Genomic DNA, 19,225 nt, shown 5'->3' on the forward strand with positions numbered 1-19,225 from the left:
TCCAGATAAAAAGGTGCGGTAACCGTGGGAGAGAGCAGGCCCTCCCCCACGCAGTGCGGACACCTTAGGTGCGGTACTCCGCATTGATTTTCACGTACTCGTGGGACAGGTCGGTGGTCCAGATGGTTTCGCTGCACTGGCCACGGCCCAACTCGATACGGATGGTGATCTCCTCGCGCTGCATCACCGCCGAGCCCTGGGCTTCGGTGTAGGTCGCGGCGCGGGCGCCACGGCTGGCGATGCACACTTCGCCCAGGAACACGTCGATCTTGCTCACGTCCAAGTCAGCCACACCGGCGCGGCCGACGGCGGCGAGGATGCGCCCCCAGTTCGGGTCGCTGGCGAACAGGGCGGTCTTGATAAGCGGCGAGTGCGCCACGGTGTAGCCCACGTCCAGGCATTCCTGGTGGGTGCCGCCACCGTTGACTTCGACGGTGACGAACTTGGTCGCGCCTTCGCCGTCGCGCACGATGGCTTGGGCCACGTCCATGCACACCTCGAACACCGCTTGCTTGAGGGCCGCGAACAACGGGCCGCTGGCCTCGGTGATGGCCGGCAGGTCAGCCTGGCCGGTGGCGATCAGCATGCAGCAGTCGTTGGTCGAGGTGTCGCCATCGATGGTGATGCGGTTGAACGACTTGTTGGCGCCGTCCAGCAGCAGGTTTTGCAGCACCTCGCGGGACACTTTGGCATCGGTGGCGATATAGCCGAGCATGGTGGCCATGTTCGGGCGGATCATCCCCGCGCCCTTGCTGATGCCGGTGACGGTGATGGTCACGCCGTCATGCACGAACTGCCGGCTCGCGCCCTTGGGCAGGGTGTCGGTGGTCATGATGCCGGTGGCGGCGGCGGCCCAGTTGTCCACGGACAGGTCGTCCAGGGCAGCCTGCAAGGCGCCTTCGATCTTCTCCACTGGCAGCGGCTCGCCAATCACACCGGTGGAATACGGCAGCACCAGGCTGGCGTCCACACCCGTCAGCTCGGCCAGTTTCGCGCAGGTGCGCGCAGCTGCGGCCAGGCCTGGCTCACCGGTGCCGGCGTTGGCGTTACCAGTGTTGGTCAGCAGGTAACGCACCGGGCCCTGAACGCGCTGCTTGGCCAGGATCACCGGCGCGGCGCAAAAGGCGTTGAGGGTAAACACCCCGGCCACGGTAGAACCTTCGGCGCAGCGCATCACCACCACGTCCTTGCGACCCGCACGTTTGATGCCGGCCGAGGCGATGCCGAGTTCAAAACCGGCCACCGGGTGCAGCGTGGGCAAAGGACCAAGACCAACAGCCATGAATGCGCTCCTTAATAAATGTTGTCAGCGCCGTCGCGGCTCGATTGAGGGAGGCGGGACGGTGAGTTAAATGGCAAAACGCCGCGACGGCAGGAGCCGGTCGCGGCGCGGGTGTATCAGCCTGTGAAACGGGGTTTTACTGGATCTGCCCGTGACAGTGCTTGAACTTCTTGCCCGAACCGCAGTAGCACAGCTCATTGCGGCCCAGCTTTTGCTCGTTGCGCACCGGCGCGGTAGCCAGGGCGACATCGACTTCCTCGCCGAGGATTTGCGGCTCTTCGAGGCCTGGGGCTTCGTCGTGCTGGAACTGCATGCGGGCGGCCAATGCCTCGGCCTCCTCGCGCAGGCGCGCTTCTTCTTCGATCGGGTCTTCGCGGCGAACCTGGACGTGGGACAAGACACGGATCGAGTCGCGCTTGATCGAATCCAGCAGCTCGGAGAACAGCGTGAAGGATTCGCGCTTGTACTCCTGCTTCGGGTTCTTCTGCGCATAGCCACGCAAGTGGATGCCGTGGCGCAGGTGATCCATGGTCGAGAGGTGGTCTTTCCACAGGTCGTCGAGCACACGCAGCACGATCTGCTTCTCGAAGGTGCGCAGTGCCTCGGCGCTCGCCTGCTCTTCTTTCTCGTTGTACGCGGCCAGCAGCTCGGTCATCAGCTTCTCGCGCAGCGTCTCCTCGTAGAGGTGGTCGTCTTCGTCGAGCCACTGCTGGATCGGCAGCTTCACGCCGAAATCGCTTTCGATGGCGGCTTCCAGGCCCGCCACGTCCCACTGCTCGGGCAGCGATTGCGGCGGGATGTGGGCGCTGACGGTGGCGTTGAGCACGTCCTGACGGAAATCGGCGATGGTCTCGCCAATGTTGTCAGCGGCCAACAGCGTGTTGCGCATGTGGTAGATCACCTTGCGCTGCTCGTTGTTGACGTCGTCGAACTCCAGCAATTGCTTACGGATATCGAAGTTGCGGCCTTCAACCTTGCGCTGGGCCTTTTCGATGGCGTTGGTCACCATGCGGTGCTCGATCGCCTCGCCCGGCTGCATGCCCAGGGCCTTCATGAAGTTCTTCACCCGGTCAGAGGCGAAGATGCGCATCAGGCTGTCTTCCAGCGACAGGTAGAAACGGCTGGAACCGGCATCACCCTGGCGACCGGCACGGCCACGCAATTGGTTGTCGATACGGCGCGATTCGTGGCGCTCGGAGGCAATCACCTGCAAACCGCCCGACTCGAGCACCTGCTGGTGGCGCTTCTGCCAATCGGCTTTGATCTGGGCGATCTGTTCCGGTGTAGGGTTTTCCAGGGAAGCGACTTCCACTTCCCAGTTGCCGCCCAGCAGGATGTCGGTACCGCGACCGGCCATGTTGGTGGCGATGGTCAACGCACCCGGGCGACCGGCCTGGGCGATGATTTCCGCTTCCTTCTCGTGGAACTTGGCGTTGAGCACCTTGTGCTCGATGCCTTCTTTCTCAAGCAGGCGCGAAACGTGCTCGGAGGTCTCGATGGTCGCGGTGCCCACCAGGATCGGACGGCCCTGGGCCATGCCTTCCTTGATGTCATTGATGATCGCCGCGTACTTCTCTTCGGCGGTCAGGAACACCAGGTCGTTGTAGTCCTTGCGCGCCAACGGCTTGTTCGGCGGGATCACCATCACGGACAGGCCGTAGATCTGGTGGAACTCGAACGCTTCGGTGTCGGCCGTACCGGTCATGCCGGAGAGCTTGTTGTACAGGCGGAAGTAGTTCTGGAACGTGGTCGAGGCCAATGTCTGGCTTTCGGCCTGGATGTTCAGGTTTTCCTTGGCCTCGATGGCCTGGTGCAGGCCTTCGGACAGACGACGGCCCGGCATGGTGCGGCCAGTGTGTTCGTCCACCAGGACGACCTGGCCTTCCTGCACGATGTATTCGATATTGCGGTGAAACAGCGTGTGCGCACGCAGGCCGGCATAAACGTGGGTCAACAGGCCCAGGTTATGCGCCGAGTACAGGCTCTCGCCTTCAGCCAGCAGGCCGACGCGGGTGAGCATTTCCTCGATGAACTGGTGGCCCGCTTCGTTGAGCTCGACCTGGCGGGTCTTCTCGTCGACGGTGTAGTGGCCGGCCTTGGTGACTTCGCCTTCCACTTCCTCGACATGCAGCTCCAGTTGCGGGATCAACTTGTTGATCTCGATATAGAGCTTGGAACTGTCTTCGGCCTGGCCGGAGATAATCAGCGGGGTACGGGCTTCGTCGATGAGGATGGAGTCGACTTCGTCGATCACGGCAAAGTTGAGTTCGCGCTGGAATTTTTCTTCCATGCTGAACGCCATGTTGTCGCGCAGGTAGTCGAAACCGAATTCGTTGTTGGTGCCGTAGGTGATGTCGGCGGCGTAGGCCGCGCGCTTTTCTTCCGGCGGCTGGAACGGCGTGACCACGCCGACCGTCAGGCCGAGGAACTCATAGAGCGGGCGCATCCAGTTGGCGTCACGGCGGGCCAGGTAATCGTTCACCGTCACCACGTGCACGCCCTTGCCGGACAGAGCGTTGAGGTACACGCCAAGGGTGGCGACGAGCGTCTTGCCTTCACCGGTGCGCATTTCCGCGATCATGCCTTCGTGCAAGGTCATGCCGCCAATCAACTGGACATCGAAGTGGCGCATGCCCATGACCCGCTTGCCCGCTTCACGGGCAACCGCGAAGGCTTCGGGAAGGAGCTTGTCGAGGGTCTCACCTTTGGCTATGCGGGCCTTGAACTCTTCGGTCTTGGCGCGCAATTGCTCGTCCGAGAGAGCGACCATCTGCTCTTCGAAGGCATTGACCAGCTGCACCGTTTTGAGCATGCGTTTGACTTCACGCTCATTCTTGCTTCCAAAAAGTTTCTTTAACAAAGGCGCAAACATATCGGCAGGTTCTTCCACACATAGGGATGGAGGGCGGCCCCGTGAGTCGCCCGAGCAGCCCTCATGGCCGCGCGAACGAGCATTCTACCCGGAAACGGTGGTGAGGAAAGTGGCGTTATTCCACGATGCTGGCACAGCGCTGTGACGGGGCTCACTTAAAATAAGGGCGTTTTGTTTAACTTCAACCCGCGCGGGGCATTAGTTAGTCATTGATTTAATGGGCAAAGCTTGCCCCGCGCAATGGGCCAGGGTGCCACAGGCTGTTTCTGCTACCATGGCCGCTCTGTTACTCCAGGTGTCCAGTCATGGCATTTCGCCCCCTCACCGCCCGGGCACCCGCCGTCCTGCTGCGTGAAGCCAAGCCATTAAAAGCCATTTTCAACCACGCCCAACGCCTGGCCCATTTGCAGCGCCTGGTGGAAAGCCAATTGCAACCGGCCGCCCGCGAGCATTGCCACGTGGCGTCCTGGCGCGAAGGCAGCCTGCTGTTGATCGTCACCGACGGGCATTGGGCCACCCGGTTGCGCTACCAGCAAAAACGCTTGCAGCGCCAATTGCTGGCCTTCGATGAGTTCGCCAGCCTGACGCGCATTCTGTTCAAGGTGCAGCCGCCCACCGTGCAGCAAGGCGCTGCCGGCCACACCCTGGATTTGTCCTGCGCCGCAGCCGAGACCATCCAGGCCACGGCCGATGGCATCAGCGACCCGAACCTGCGCGCCGCGCTGGAGCGGCTGGCAGCCCACGCCAAACCCAAGGTGTAAGGGCGGCGGGCCTGCTCGCGTGTCGCCCCTCTTTACTTGCGCTTGCTCCCGCCCAGCAGCGACCCCATCAAGCCGCGCACCAATTGGCGGCCCATCTGGTTGGCCATCTGCCCCACCATGGATTTGAGCGCCCGCCCGGTCGGCGTACCCAAGAACTCCCCGGCACGGTCGACAAAACTCGGCTGCGCGGCGTCAGCCGTACCGGGCGCCGCGTCCTCTTGCGGCCCCAGGCCCTTGCGGTTCATCAACACTTCATAGGCCGACTCGCGGTCGATGGGTTTGTCGTAGCGCCCCTGCAACGGCGAGGCGGCGATCAAGGCGCCGCGCTCGGCCTCGGTCAACGGCCCGATGCGCGACTGCGGCGGCGCCACCAACACTCGCTGGACCATCCCCGGCGTGCCCTTTTCTTGCAGGGTGCCCACCAGCGCCTCGCCGGTGCCCAACTCGGTCAGCACCGCCAAAGCATCGAACGCCGGGTTGGGCCTGAAACCTTCGGCCACCGCCCGCAGGGACTTCTGCTCCTTGGCGGTGAAGGCACGCAAGCCGTGCTGGATGCGCAAACCCAACTGCGCCAACACGTCATCGGGCAGGTCGCCCGGCGACTGGGTGACGAAGTACACCCCTACACCCTTGGAACGGATCAGCCGCACCACTTGCTCCAAGCGCTCCTGCAAGGCTTTGGGGGTGCCGGCGAACAGCAAGTGCGCCTCGTCGAAAAACAGCGCCAGCAACGGCTTTTCGCTGTCGCCGCGTTCGGGCAATTGCTCGAACAGCTCCGCCAGCAGCCACAGCAGGAAGGTCGCGTAAACCTTCGGCGCTTCGTGCACCAAGCGGCTGGCATCGAGCAAATGAATGCGCCCGCGGCCGTCGCTGGCCGGCGCGAGGATGTCTTGCAGTTGCAGCGCCGGTTCGCCGAACAACGCCTCGGCGCCCTGTTGCTCCAGGCTCGATAAACGGCGCATCAGTGCCTGGCTGGAGCCGGTGGTCATCAATGCACTGTCGTCGCCCAGCAACTGCGGGTTGTCGCGCAAATGGTTGAGCAGCGCCTTGAGGTCCTTGAGGTCCAGCAACAACAGGCCTTCGCGGTCCGCCACCTTGAACGCGGCGTAGAGCGCCGACTGCTGGCTGTCAGTCAGTTCCAGCAGGCTGCCCAGCAGCAATGGGCCCATTTCACTCAAGGTGGTGCGTAACGGATGACCGCTCTTGCCGTGGATGTCCCACAGGGTCACCGGGTAGGCCGCCGGCGCATGGTTGAGCCACGGCATGCCGGCGATGCGCTCGGCCACTTTGCCCTGGGGGTTGCCGGCGGCGCCGAGGCCGCACAGGTCGCCCTTGATGTCGGCGGCGAACACCGCCACGCCCGCGTCGCTGAAGGCTTCGGCCAGGCGTTGCAGGGTCACGGTCTTGCCGGTGCCGGTCGCCCCCGCGATTAGCCCGTGGCGGTTGGCCAAGCGCATGGCCTGGGCAATGGGCTGCCCTGTGAGGTCGGCACCGATAACGAGTTGCGATGAATCAGGCATTTTGTCACCCATGGTTAAGCTTTGGCTCTGAACGGTCGATAGAGAGTAGCGAGAGACCGGAAAAGACTGAAATTAACGTCAGATAATTCCCTAAGGAGCGGTGGAAGTATCAGCTTATTTTCAATGCTGGCCATTTTGCGTGCTTTTGCCATTGCACGCCCCGGACATTAAGACCTTAGCGGACACCCCAAGTGATGAACAAAAATCTGCGTTTCAGCCATAAAATCCTGCTTGCCGCCGCCCTCATCGTCATTGCTGCCTTCGCCTCCTTCACGCTGTACAACGACTATTTACAGCGCAACGCGATCCGCAGCGACCTGGATGACTATCTGCACGAAATGGGCGAGGTCACCGCCGGCAACATCCAGACCTGGTTGAGCGGGCGCATCCTGCTGGTGGAAAACCTGGCCCAGAACATTGCCATCAACCCCGAGCCTGCCGCCGTTGCTAGCCTGCTGGAACAAAAAGCCCTGTCGTCCACCTTCATGGCGTCCTACCTGGGCGATGCCAGCGGCAGCTTCACCATCCGCCCCGACGCGAAGATGCCCGACGGTTTCGACCCCCGTGTGCGCCCCTGGTACAAAGGTGCCGAGGCCAGCAGCGGCTCCACACTGACCGAACCCTATATCGATGCCGCCACCCAGCAGTTGATTATTTCGGTGGCCAGCGCCTCGAAAAAGGCCGGGCAAAGCGTGGGTGTGGTCGGCGGCGACCTGAGCCTGCAAACCCTGGTCGAGACCATTAACGCCCTGGATTTTGGCGGTATGGGCTACGCCTTTTTGGTCAGCAGCGACGGCAAGATCCTCGTCCACCCCAATAAAGCCCTGGTGATGAAAAGCCTGAGCGACGTGTTCCCCCACAACGCGCCGCGTATCGGCGGCGGCTTCAGCGAAGTGGAACTCGACGGCGTCACGCGCATCGTCTCGTTCACCCCGATCAAGGGCCTGCCCTCGGTCAACTGGTACATCGGCCTGTCCGTGGACAAAGGCAAAGCCTTCGCCATGCTCAGCAAGTTCCGCACCTCGGCCATCATTGCCACGGTGATCGCAGTGGTCATCATCATCGCCCTGCTGGGCATGCTGATCCGCATCCTGCTGCAACCGCTGCACGTGATGACCCGCGCCATGCAGGACATTGCCGACGGTGAAGGCGACCTGACCCGCCGCCTGAACATCCACAGCCACGACGAATTCGGCACCCTGGGCACCGCGTTCAACCACTTCGTGCAGCGTATTCATACGTCTATCCGCGAAGTGTCCTCGGCCACCGAGCACGTCAACGAGGTGGTGTTGCGGGTAGTCAGTGCCTCCAACTCGTCGATGTTCAACTCCGGCCAGCAGTCTTCGCGCACCAGCAGCGTCGCGGCCGCCATCAATCAATTGGGCGCCGCCGCCCAGGAAATCGCCCAGAACGCTGCCCTCGCCTCCCAACACTCCAGCGAGGCACGCAGCCTGGCCACCGATGGCCAGCAGGTGGTAGACCGCAGCATCGCGGCGATGAACCAGTTGTCGGTGATGCTCAGCGCCTCCAGCAGCAATATCGAGTCGCTTAACAGCAAAACCGTAAACATCGGGCAGATCCTGGAAGTCATCACCAGCATTTCCCAGCAGACCAACCTGCTGGCGCTCAACGCCGCTATCGAGGCGGCACGGGCCGGTGAGGCCGGGCGCGGGTTCGCGGTGGTGGCCGACGAAGTGCGTAACCTGGCGCACCGCACTCAGGAGTCGGCGCAACAGGTGCAAACCATGATCGAAGAGCTGCAAGTGGGCGCCCGCGAGTCGGTCAGCACCATGAGTGAAAGCCAGCGCCACAGCCAGGACAGCGTGGAAATCGCCAACCAGGCCGGCGAACGCCTCACCAGCGTGACCCAGCGCATCGGCGAGATCGACGGCATGAACCAATCGGTGGCCACCGCCACCGAAGAGCAAACCGCCGTGGTCGAGTCGATCAACGTCGATATCACCGAAATCAACACCCTCAACCAAGAGGGCGTGGAAAACCTGCAAGCCACCCTGCGCGCCTGTTCCGACCTGGAACAGCAAGCCGCCCGCCTCAAGCACCTGGTCGGCAGCTTCCGCATCTGACCTGACGCCCCTCAAGCCCCCTGACCAGGCCTTTGCCTACGTCAGGGGCGCTCACCGCCTACATCCAACCGAACAACTATCCTTCATCAAGGTCAACCCTGAACATCAGGCTCGACGGGAGGGATACGCACCGTGCACATCGCCGACATCACCATGTTCTACGCCCCGGCCAGCGGCGGCGTGCGCACTTACCTGGATGCCAAGCACCATCGCCTGGGCACTCACCCAGGCATTCGCCACAGCCTGCTGATACCCGGCGCGCGCAGTGGCGAGCACGATGGCGTCCACACCGTCGCCAGCCCAGCCGTGCCCTTCGGCAAGGGCTACCGCTTCCCGGTGCGCCTGGCGCCGTGGTGCAAGGCGTTGCGCCGTTTGCAGCCCGACCTGATTGAAGTCGGCGACCCCTACCTGACCGCATGGGCGGCCCTCGACGCGCGGCGCCAGTGGGACGTGCCGGTCATCGGTTTCTACCACTCCGACCTGCCCCTGTTGGCCAGTAACCGCATGGGCACCTGGTGCACGCCCAATGTCGAAGCCTACGTGCGCAGGCTCTACGGCCATTTCGACCGGGTGCTGGCCCCCAGCCAGGTGATCGCCGACAAACTCATGCGCTTACGGGTGCGCAACGTCCACGTCCAACCCCTGGGCGTGGATCTGCACACCTTCACCCCCGCCGCCCGCGACCCGGGCCTGCGGGCCGAGTTGGGCATCGCCGCCGACACCCACCTGTTGATTTTCGCCGGGCGCGGCGCCAAGGAGAAAAACCTGCCGGTGTTACTGCGTTGCATGCAGCACCTGGGGGAGCGCTATCACCTGCTGCTGGTGGGCTCATCCATGCCCACGGCGGTGCCGGACAACGTCACCGTGGTCGATCAATTCTGCCCCGCCGCCCAAGTGGCACGCCTGATGGCCAGCGCCGATGCGCTGCTGCATGCCGGCGACCAGGAAACCTTCGGCCTGGTGCTGCTCGAAGCCATGGCCTGCGGCCTGCCGGTGGTTGCGGTGGCGGCCGGGGCGTTCAGCGAAATCGTCACCCCCGAGTGCGGCCTGCTCTGCGCCCCCGGCGACCCGCGAGCCATGGCCAGCGCCGTGGCCGAACTGCTGCGCCACGACCCTAAACGGCTGGGGCGGCAGGCGCGGCGCCACGTCGAACAGCAATACTCCTGGGACAGGGTGGTCGATAGCCTGCTGCACCACTACCGGGCCGTAGTCGCCGGCCAGGCCCCGCTGCGCGCCCATGGCTGAACGCAGCCTGTTGCTGGTGCTGCACGATGTGGCGCCACACACCTGGGCCGACTACCAACCCCTGGTGCAAGCCGTCGATGCCCTGGGCAACATCCCCATGACCTGGCTGGTGGTGCCGCACTTTCACCACCGCGCGCCCCTCGACGCCCACCCCGCGTTGCGCAGCCTGCTCGAGCAACGCCTGGCGCGCGGCGACGAACTGGCCCTGCATGGCTACTTCCACGCCGACGACGGCCCGCCGCCAAGCGGTCCACGGGATTGGTTCATGCGCCGGGTGTATACCCACGAAGGCGAGTTTTATCGGTTATCCGAGGCCGCGGCCCTGACGCGCCTGCACCGTGGCCTGGAGCTGTTCGAGCGCTACCGCTGGCCGGTGCAGGGCTTCGTCGCCCCGGCGTGGTTGATGAGCGCAGGCACGCGCCAGGCGTTGCGACGATTACCGCTGCGCTACACCAGCGACATGCAGCACCTGTACCGCTTACCGGATTTCACCGCCGTGGCCGCCCCGGGGCTGGTGTGGAGTGCCCGCAGTGCCTGGCGCCGAAGCGTTTCGCACTGGGTGTGCGAACAACGGCGCCAGCGCTGGCGCCAGGAGCCGGTGATTCGCCTGGGGCTGCACCCGGTGGACATGCGCCATGGGCGGTCGCGCCGCTATTGGCTCGACACCCTGGGGCAATTGCTGGAAGAAGGTCGCCGGCCCATGACCAAGGCCGGGTGGCTGGCGGCTCAGGAGGCAGGGGCCTCGGCGTCGGGCTTGAGCTGGTCCCAGAGTTCGGCGGCACCGGGAAACTCGGTGCCATCCTCCGGGCTCAGGTCGTCGGGGTCGTAACGGCTCAGGCAACCCTCGCCCAGGGTCGCCGGGGCCTGGGAGGTGGCTTTGTCCAGCGGGTCGGCCATCGCAAACACCTCCAGGGTGGGTATCAGAACACCACGGTCTTGTTGCCGTGCACCAACACGCGGTCTTCCAGGTGATAACGCAGGCCTCGGGCCAGCACCATCTTCTCGACGTCACGGCCAAAACGCACCATGTCCTCGATGCTGTCGCTGTGGCTCACGCGCACCACGTCTTGCTCGATGATCGGCCCGGCGTCCAGCTCTTCGGTGACGTAGTGGCACGTGGCACCAATCAACTTCACGCCGCGCATCGAAGCCTGGTGGTACGGCTTGGCGCCGACGAACGAGGGCAGAAAGCTGTGATGGATGTTGATGACTTTGTGGGCGTACTCGCTGCACAGGTCCGGCGGCAGGATTTGCATGTAGCGTGCCAGCACCACCACTTCGGCCTCGTGCTGTTTGACCAGGCGCGAGACTTCGGCGAACGCCGGCTGTTTGTTCTGCGGGTCGACCGGCACGTGGTAGTACGGGATGCCGTGCCACTCGACCATGCTGCGCAGGTCATTGTGGTTGGAGATCACGCAGGAAATCTCGCAATCGAGTTCATCGCTGTGCCAGCGGTGCAGCAAGTCCGCCAGGCAATGGGACTCGCGGCTGGCCATCAGCACCACGCGTTTTTTCTGCGCGGTGTCGGTGATGCGCCAGTTCATCGAGAACTCTTGGGCGATGGGCGCGAATTCCTCGCGCAAGGCCTCGATACCGAAGGGCAAGGAGTCGGCACGAATCTCGTGACGCATGAAGAACCAACCGCTGAGGTTGTCCGAGTGATGGCTCGCTTCAGTGATCCAACCGTTATGGGACGCCAGAAAGTTACTGACTTTAGCAACGATGCCGACGCGGTCCGGGCAAGCAATCACCAGACGAAAAGTGCGCATTAGGGGGAGACTCCAGAACTTCGCAAAGGCCGCCATTCTAGCGATTGCGCGGCAAAACTGCAGTATTGATGACAGCTCTTCTTCGCGGGCCAATCGTCGCCCCCGACCAGCCTGGGGCAGGTGCGGCCAGGCAGAGGGGCCCGTGCGGTTGCCTGCGCTATTGGCAACAGCCGGGCCTGCTACTTAACTCTGGCATTAGCGCAGTTTTGACTAAGCGATCTAATTAAATTAAATAAAAACCCGGTTAAATGTTTACTTGGTCAAACTGCCTGACTATTATTGCGCCACCGCACTTATCATCCAGCGCCCAACATAAGGTAATCCTCATGTCCCTGATTAACGAATATCGCGCCACCGAAGAAGCCATCAAAGAGCTGCAGGCCCGTTTGAAGAATCTGTCCCAAGACGACAAACTGCAAACCGAGCTGGAATTTGAAGGCAAATTGCGCACCCTGATGGGCGAATACTCCAAATCCCTGCGCGACATCATTGCGCTGCTGGACCCAGAATCCAAAACCGCCAAGACCCCACGCGGCGCCGTGAAAACTACCGGCACCAAACGTGCGCGCAAGGTTAAACAATATAAAAACCCGCACAATGGCGAAGTCATTGAAACCAAAGGTGGCAACCACAAGACTCTGAAAGAGTGGAAAGCCAAGTGGGGCGGTGATGTTGTAGAAGGTTGGGCTACCCTGCTGGGCTAAGCCACACCCCCGGCGCAGGTGCTCTGCGACGATAAAAAACGCCAGGTGACTGGCGTTTTTTTATGCCTGTGATTTAGTGCGCGGGGTTCAAAGATTAAAAGCCTCACCCAATGCGCGGGCATATGCCTGCCATTGTTCCAGCACCTGGCGTTGCGCCGGCGTGGCAGTTTCCAGGCATTGCACGGTAGCGTCGTTAAAGGCCTGCAAGGTATTGGGCGCGCCCATCTGCGGGACTGACAAACGCTGCTGACAGAATATTCGCCAACGCTCTTGCTCCTCATCATTGAGGGTTTGGGGAAAGTTACGCGCCCGGTAGCGGAATAATAATTCTGGCAAACGCTCATCATCGAACGGCCATTGTTGTTTGCCTAATAGCGCGGGGTCGGCGGTGCGCACTTGCTCACATAAACGCCGATCACGGTCCCCCAGGAAACCGTCATACAACTGTTGTTCCGGGTCCTCGCTGGGGGTGAAATCCTCGTGGGCATAAATGGCCTGGAGTTTATCTAGCCACTGTTCTTGCGCCGCACTTAGCTGTTGCGCCCGGGCCTGATAAAGCGCCATGTCCAGTTGCAGGCGCTGTTGATCGTCACCGCGCACTACCTTCAGCGGTGCCACCACCGGGCAGCGGTTGATGTGAATCAGCTTCAACGGCACCGGCAACTCGCCTTCGGCCAGATCCTCGCGGCGGGTGTAGAGGCGCTGGCGCAAGGTCTCGGCATCCAGCTCCAGCAAACCCTGGGGGTCCAGGTGCAGGTCGCAGACAATCAGCGCGTTGCGGTTACGCGGGTGCCAGGCCAGGGGCAGGACCACGCCCACATAATGGCGCGCCGCCGAAAACCGCCCGGAGATATGCACCATCGGCTCCAACAGGGTGATCTGCTCCATAACCTTGTGCTTGCTGCGCAGCTGGAACAGCCACTCATACAGGCGCGGTTGCTTGTCGCGGATCAGCCGGGCCAGGGCGATGGTAGCGCGTACATCCGACAGGGCATCGTGGGCCTGGCCATGGTCGATGCCATTGGCGGCCGTCAGGCGTTCGAGCTTGAGGGTCACCTGGCCGTCCTCCTGAGGCCACTCGATACCCTGTGGGCGCAGGGCGTAGGCGGTACGCACCACGTCGATCAAGTCCCAACGGCTATTGCCGCCCTGCCATTCCCGCGCGTAGGGGTCGAAGAAATTGCGGTACAGGCTGTAGCGCGTCACCTCATCGTCGAAACGCAGGGTGTTGTAGCCCGCACCACAGGTACCGGGCGTTGCCAGTTCGGCGTGTACGCGGGTGATGAAATCCGCCTCATCCAGGCCCTGCTCGGCCAAGCGCTGGGGGGTGATGCCGGTAATCAGGCTGGCCATCGGGTGCGGCAGGATGTCGGCACTGGGGCGGCAATAGAGGTTGACCGGCGCGCCGATTTCATTGAGCTGGGCATCGGTGCGAATGCCCGCTACTTGCAGCGGGCGGTCACAACGGGGGTTGATGCCGGTGGTTTCGTAGTCGTACCAAAAAATCGAAGTCACGGGCGCGTTCCTGTGCAAAAGACCGGCAAAGTCTAGGCGCTCGTGGGGGGTGGCGGCCAGCCCTCAGGCTGGCACGTCACCTGGTGTGGAAAAAACGGATGGGCCGCTATGGCGCCTCGTACTTACCGTCGTATCTGTTATCGGGCGACAGCTCCGCCGATGACCCCTGCGGGTAGCTGACCGAAACCTGCCCTTGAGCATTCGCACGCTCGTAGGTGGGTGGCTGCCCCTCACGCGTAACTTTAATGCGAGCCCCCGCCGCCAACTGCTTGGTAAAGAATGATCTGACCTCAATGCCAATCACCCAATAGCCCCAAGGCGGATTAACCTGAGTCGGCCCAGTGTGCTTGCTGACGTAGACCTTGTTATGCCCCAGCTCCATTTGTAGCTCGGCCGAGCTGATACCCAACTGCGGCACCTCCAGGCGCAATGAAAACACCCCGTCTTTAATGCTGTTGCGACAGTCCAACTGCCAGGTTATGCCCTCCTCGCCCAACACAAATGCCTGGCCGGGGCGCGGCAGCAAGGCAATCCCCAGCGCTTGCTCACTTTCACCCGACCAGTGGAGTATCACCGTCTGGCCCAGCAAGGCGCTGCCCGTTGTAGGGTGCAGCATCAACCGGTGCTCGACGCCATGGCAGGGGTAACCCGTACTGCCGAACTTCAGGGCGATCACCTCATCCAGCGCCAACGTCACATCACCCGCCAGGTTCGTCCCGATAACTCGCCCAGGCAGCACCCAGTCCGGCAGTTTTGGAGAGCTTAATTTCAAGCCGAAATAGCCGCTTTCCACCCCCTCGACCGCAACCGACCATACCAACGGCTGCGCTGTGATTAACAGCTCACTGCCTAGGGCCGGCGACGCCTCAATGCCCAGGAACTCGGCATTTTGCTCATCCTCCAGGGCCACGGAGGTCTGCTCGATCAGCGGGCTGCCTGGGCGCACCACAAGCTTCAACTGATAGGACCTGCCCGAACGCAACACGACGCCCTCCGCCGCAAAGTCCACGGGCTCATCGTTGAGGTACAGGGTGAACTCACGTAACCAGGGATTACGTTGATCCGGATGGATCTCAAATGGCTGAACAAACCTTGTCAACGGATTATCCGGGTGGGTGATAGTCGCCACCACCCAATGCGACTCGGCATTCACCGGCACATAACGATAACTGGCCCAACCATCCTGGTCAGTCACCGTCGTACCAAGAGGCTGGTCGTTGTCCTCGCGCCAGTCCACTGGCTGCCCAACCACCGGCTGCGACGTAAGGGTATCCACGACCCGGGTACGCAGTAACACCCACTCGCCGTTTTCCACTACCGGATGCCCGATCACCGGGGCGGCCTCGGCAAACCGGATCGTGGGGGCCACCAAGTTGAAAGACACCGCAGGTACCGTCCATCCTGATTCATTCGCGCCATAGACCTGTTGGCCCTCGACCGTGTAGCTGCCCGGCAGCAATCCAGCTCCAGGAGCCCAACTCCAGCTTTGTGAAGTCGATACACGCACGCTTGAGCTGGCCACGAGGACACCCGCCTGCTTGAGTCGCAAGTTCACCGTTGCCTGAGGCGTACCTCTACCTTGGACAAACACAGGGTAAATGTTCTGATTGGGCCTTGGCCGATTGATATCAGGCAGCCCAACCGCAGTGCGAACCACCTCGAAGGGGTGCGGCGCGCTCCACTCGGAAGTACTGCCACGGTCCAGTTGCATGGTCTCCAGAGCGTGATGGCCCAGAGGGAAATGGTCCGTAACCACAAATGACCAGTTGCCATCCGCGTCGGCCGGGCCGTGGAACAGTTGGTCCTTAGTTTCAACATGGCGCACGTGAACATCGGCATACGGATGCGCGTGACTGCCTTTAATTTCCGGGCTGGAAGATGACTCACCCCCCCTCACAGGAAAAACAATCACGGGGGGGCTAATTTTTGCCTTCACTAAAAAAGTACACAATTCACTTGGATCCGAGGTGACCGTATTGACAACTTGAACAACCTTGACCCTATGCTCGCCCTCAGCCCATGGGGTTAAAGGAGTAAACTTCCTTATTGCCCCCTCTACAGTAAAAACGCCTGGTACAGGTACATTTTCACTATCGAACATCTCCAGCCTTGAAGCAAAAGCATGCACCCCGGAGATCTCCAAAATCACGTCGGGAGTAACATCGCCAGTCGGCGCAATAATGTTAGGTGCAGCAGGCTTTATTGAAAATCCAAGTGAATTGCTCAGCGCGGACTCAATGCCGTTGTAAATACTAAGCGCCTGAACTTCATACTCACCTGCATCGAAATTCAATGATGAAGTGCTCCACGTTCCATCCTGGTTCACCACGGCCTCTCTCAAGGTCAGATTATTACGCGCATCCTGAACAGCAACCTTACCTCCAGGATGCCCCCTGACTCCGGCCACAGCTGCACCCAACTCAACTCCAGCGCCTTGCTCGGGGAAAGTAATCTGCGGAACCAACGGTCTAAACTTGAAATACCGAACCGGGCTCAAAGGCAGTTCCAGATCACCCAAAATATTACGAACACTTATACCAAACTCGCCGGCACCCAACCTTAAACTGGGTATCTCCCAGCCGCCCCACTGATCGGCTGTTGTGTTGCGCCATTGATCAGGATTTCCTTCCAGGTAGAGAACAACCTTGTACCCTGGCACCCCGTCAGTACCGGAAACGGGAGATTCCATATCAACAACTTCATTTTCTGCTGGCACTTGGATAACTGGTGTTCTGCCATCTACCTGAAAGACACACTCGTCACTTGCCAGTGATTCCACTCCACCAGAAACCTGTACCGCCTGAACTCTATTTTCACCTTGAGCCCAAGGTAGCTCCGGCTTAAATGTTCGAACTGCTCCACTTCCCAAAAAATCGCCTGGTACAACAACATCTTGCTCCTTGAGGACTTTTAGCTCTGTCGAGCCAGCAAAAACCCCCGCCACCTGAAGTGACGAGTCTGGCAAAATTACACTTTCTAACGCAGTGATCGTCAACTTTGGCGGGCGTATTCTGAAAGACCTAGCAACATACGCAGAACTAGGCATGCCTGCTTTATCTACACGCACATACAGCGTGTAGCTCCCAGGAACTAAGCTCGAGGGTAACGGCGTTGAAGTCCAACTTCCATCGAGAGCCGCTTCAGCGGTCGCCCGCTCATAACCGCCAGACTCTTGCAATGTCACCTTTGAACCGACACCTGCATAGCCCTTTCGCCCGGAAAACGATGAACCAATATCAACTACTCCATCTTCTAGGGGTTCGAGAATTTCCGGCGCCGCAATACTGACAATGAACGTGCGAACATCGCTGGGCAGTGATTCCACTCCCGCAACACTCTGTACAACCTTGACCGCATTGCTACCGGGCAACCAAGCGGTGCTCGGCGTAAAAGTCCTGCTTCCTGAAGCCCCTGTAAAACTTCCGAGTATTTCAATACCAGCGCTGGTAAATACCTTTAATGAAACCTGGCCTGTATACACGCCTGTAATGACCAGTGTTTGCTCGGGAAACACAGGAGCACTGGGGGCAATGATTACTGGTTTAGGTGGCCTGACACTAAAACGGCGAAAGACCTTTGCTGAGCTTTGCGTACCGACTTCCACCACCACATAAACGATGTATTGGCCAGGATTCGATGCCAATGAGAGTGGTGTCGAAGTCCAGCGACCGTCTACCAATGGTGTAGCCCAGGCTTGTTCAACATGGTTGGTGGAATTTCTGATCGACACTCTCGACATCGCCGCCACATACGCATTGCGCCCGGAGAAAATCGAGCCGAGATCGACTATCCCCTCCTCCCCAGGCGTTAATACTTCAGGTGAAGGAATAATGATAAAAAAAGTAATCGGGTCACTGGGCAATGAACTCACCCCGCCCGAAACTTGAGTCGCGTAAACGATATTTTCACCTATCGGCCACGGTACAGCAGGCGTAAATATCCTGGTTGTGCCACCTCCAGAAAAAGAACCCGGTATTTCTTTTCCGTAATTATCAAACACTGCCAGGGTTAGATCATTACCGTCCAAATAAAGCCCTGTCAGATTAAGGGTAAGCCCAGGCAGACACGAACATTCGGGCGTAGATAAAACGAGTCTTGGCGGCCTGATATGAAAGGTGCGAACGACATAATCCGAATGCTCTGCCCCTTTATCAATACGGACATAGAGAGTGTGGGTACCCGCTATAAAATCCGCGGGTAACGGCTGCGTCATCCAATTGCCTGATGAAAGCGGCACAGCATTCGCCCATTCATGTCCGCCCTCCTGTTGAACTGAAACTCTTGAGCCAAGTCCAGCCCAACCGTTGTTCCCTGAGAAAACCGGTAGAAGATTAACCGTGCCCTCTTCTGCGGGAGAAAAAATATGAGGTTTAGGAATACGCACCCAGAACGCCTTGATATTACTTGGGGTGGATTCCAGGTTGGCGATAATTTGCACCGCCTTGACTGAGTGACTACCGAGTGCCCACGGAATATTCGGCGTAAATGTGCGAAAAGCCCCGGTCCCTGTAATACTTCCAGGCACCTCACGATTATTACCATCAAAAATTTTCACCGTTGCCAAACCTTGGTAGACTCCGGAAACCACCAGAGTCTGATCTGGATAAACATCTGATGAGAAATCCAAAATGGTCAGCCCTGGCGGCCTGAGTTTGAACTTTCTAAATACCCACGCCGAAATTTGACCATTATAGATAGCCGCCACATGAAGTTCATGTGACCCGGGGCCATACTGCGCAGGCAGTGGCGTTGAATCCCATGCCCCCTCATCGTTAGTCCTAGCACTTGCAACTTCTCCGCCTCCAGGCATACTTACCGAAATTCTTGAGCCTGGATAGGCATACCCATAAAAAATAGTCCCCACTTCAAGTACTTCATTCTCCTCGGGAAACATGACACTCGGCTTATCTATAATTATTTTAATATTTCTCATATACGCCCAGTCACTGGCGCCCGCCGACGCAAAGTAACGAATCCTGAAATAATCATATTCTCCTGGTGGGACTTCTATCCAAGCCGACAGCCAGGGTGATGCTGAATCGAATATAAAACGCACCGAATCTTGCAAATCAAAAAATTCCAGCTCCCATCTGTGGGCACTTAACGATTCCGCCCTAGCTTTAACATTAAAATACGAAGGCAACGTGGCATTTGATTGGGGGAATACATCTTGGGGAACTGCCAATGGAGTAGTCGGAATATTATTTTCAGTATTCATAACTGCGCACCCAATCAAATCGATAGAAGTTGCTGTATAGCTCTAACACCTCATCAACCTCTCAACTACCTGTAAGATCTGACAGTTCCGACCAACGGCATAGCGCCCGCGCCCCGTCCGTGTGCTGCCCTATTAGCCCCGCCTCAACACCTACACCGCCTACGCCACCTTGCGCCAGAATCTACAGATCCCCCAGAATCCGCTCGCTTGAGTGCCTGGGTTGTCGTGGCTAATGTTCGCCCCTGTCGCTGCCCA

11 protein-coding genes and 1 pseudogene are annotated in these 19,225 nt (G+C 60.1%); 6 read left to right on the forward strand and 6 right to left on the reverse strand.

The annotated features are described in order from the left end of the window. Positions 1–64: 64 nt before the first annotated feature. Complete coding sequence (gene argJ, locus AC19YR_RS13045) at positions 65–1,282, reverse strand: bifunctional glutamate N-acetyltransferase/amino-acid acetyltransferase ArgJ (protein WP_500598739.1); 1,218 nt, start codon at positions 1,280–1,282, stop codon at positions 65–67. Positions 1,283–1,418: 136 nt separating this feature from the next. Further along, a complete protein-coding gene (secA, locus tag AC19YR_RS13050) occupies positions 1,419–4,154 on the reverse strand; it encodes a preprotein translocase subunit SecA (protein ID WP_095106590.1) in 2,736 nt (911 codons plus the stop codon). Between the two features lie 305 nt (positions 4,155–4,459). Here secA and AC19YR_RS13055 point away from each other — a divergent pair, with 305 nt between their 5' ends. Beyond that, on the forward strand, positions 4,460–4,915 hold the full coding sequence (locus AC19YR_RS13055; RefSeq protein ID WP_095106588.1) for a DUF721 domain-containing protein: 456 nt from the start codon (positions 4,460–4,462) through the stop codon (positions 4,913–4,915). Positions 4,916–4,947: 32 nt separating this feature from the next. Here AC19YR_RS13055 and AC19YR_RS13060 read toward each other — a convergent pair whose 3' ends face one another. Beyond that, positions 4,948–6,435 carry a helicase HerA-like domain-containing protein gene (locus AC19YR_RS13060; protein ID WP_095107024.1) on the reverse strand — a complete coding sequence of 496 codons (1,488 nt, stop codon included), beginning with the start codon at positions 6,433–6,435 and terminating at the stop codon, positions 4,948–4,950. 194 nt (positions 6,436–6,629) lie between these two features. Between AC19YR_RS13060 and AC19YR_RS13065 the strand changes: the two are divergent. The 4 genes and pseudogenes from AC19YR_RS13065 to gpgD all read left to right on the forward strand — a co-directional run. Continuing rightward, positions 6,630–7,661 (forward strand): annotated as a pseudogene (locus tag AC19YR_RS13065) (HAMP domain-containing protein); the annotation flags it as partial. A 93-nt stretch (positions 7,662–7,754) separates the two neighbouring features. Next, positions 7,755–8,519, forward strand: a complete 765-nt coding sequence (locus AC19YR_RS13070) for a methyl-accepting chemotaxis protein (RefSeq protein ID WP_500598787.1) — start codon at positions 7,755–7,757, stop codon at positions 8,517–8,519. 123 nt (positions 8,520–8,642) lie between these two features. Continuing rightward, positions 8,643–9,764 carry an N-acetylglucosaminyl phosphatidylglycerol synthase gene (gene gpgS / locus AC19YR_RS13075; RefSeq protein ID WP_500598789.1) on the forward strand — a complete coding sequence of 374 codons (1,122 nt, stop codon included), beginning with the start codon at positions 8,643–8,645 and terminating at the stop codon, positions 9,762–9,764. Further along, positions 9,757–10,593: an N-acetylglucosaminyl phosphatidylglycerol deacetylase gene (gpgD, locus tag AC19YR_RS13080; RefSeq protein ID WP_500598742.1), complete on the forward strand. Its 837-nt coding sequence runs from the start codon at positions 9,757–9,759 to the stop codon at positions 10,591–10,593. The genes gpgS and gpgD overlap by 8 nt, the downstream gene beginning before the upstream one ends. Positions 10,594–10,684: 91 nt before the next feature. Here the strand turns inward: gpgD and purU are convergent, their stop codons facing one another. Next, entirely contained in the window at positions 10,685–11,533 is an 849-nt protein-coding gene (gene purU / locus AC19YR_RS13085; RefSeq protein ID WP_095106580.1) for a formyltetrahydrofolate deformylase, read from the reverse strand. Between the two features lie 326 nt (positions 11,534–11,859). Between purU and mvaT the strand changes: the two genes are divergently transcribed. Continuing rightward, positions 11,860–12,237 carry a histone-like nucleoid-structuring protein MvaT gene (gene mvaT / locus AC19YR_RS13090; protein ID WP_095106578.1) on the forward strand — a complete coding sequence of 126 codons (378 nt, stop codon included), beginning with the start codon at positions 11,860–11,862 and terminating at the stop codon, positions 12,235–12,237. Positions 12,238–12,324: 87 nt separating this feature from the next. On the opposite strand, the gene sbcB is transcribed toward mvaT, so the two are convergent. Both sbcB and AC19YR_RS13100 read right to left on the reverse strand, forming a co-directional pair. Continuing rightward, positions 12,325–13,752, reverse strand: a complete 1,428-nt coding sequence (gene sbcB, locus AC19YR_RS13095; RefSeq protein ID WP_095106576.1) for an exodeoxyribonuclease I — start codon at positions 13,750–13,752, stop codon at positions 12,325–12,327. A gap of 106 nt (positions 13,753–13,858) precedes the next feature. Further along, positions 13,859–18,970: an Ig-like domain-containing protein gene (locus AC19YR_RS13100; protein ID WP_500598743.1), complete on the reverse strand. Its 5,112-nt coding sequence runs from the start codon at positions 18,968–18,970 to the stop codon at positions 13,859–13,861. Between the last annotated feature and the right edge of the window lie 255 nt (positions 18,971–19,225).

The sequence above is a fragment of the Pseudomonas sp. MF08817 genome (genome assembly GCF_059862705.1).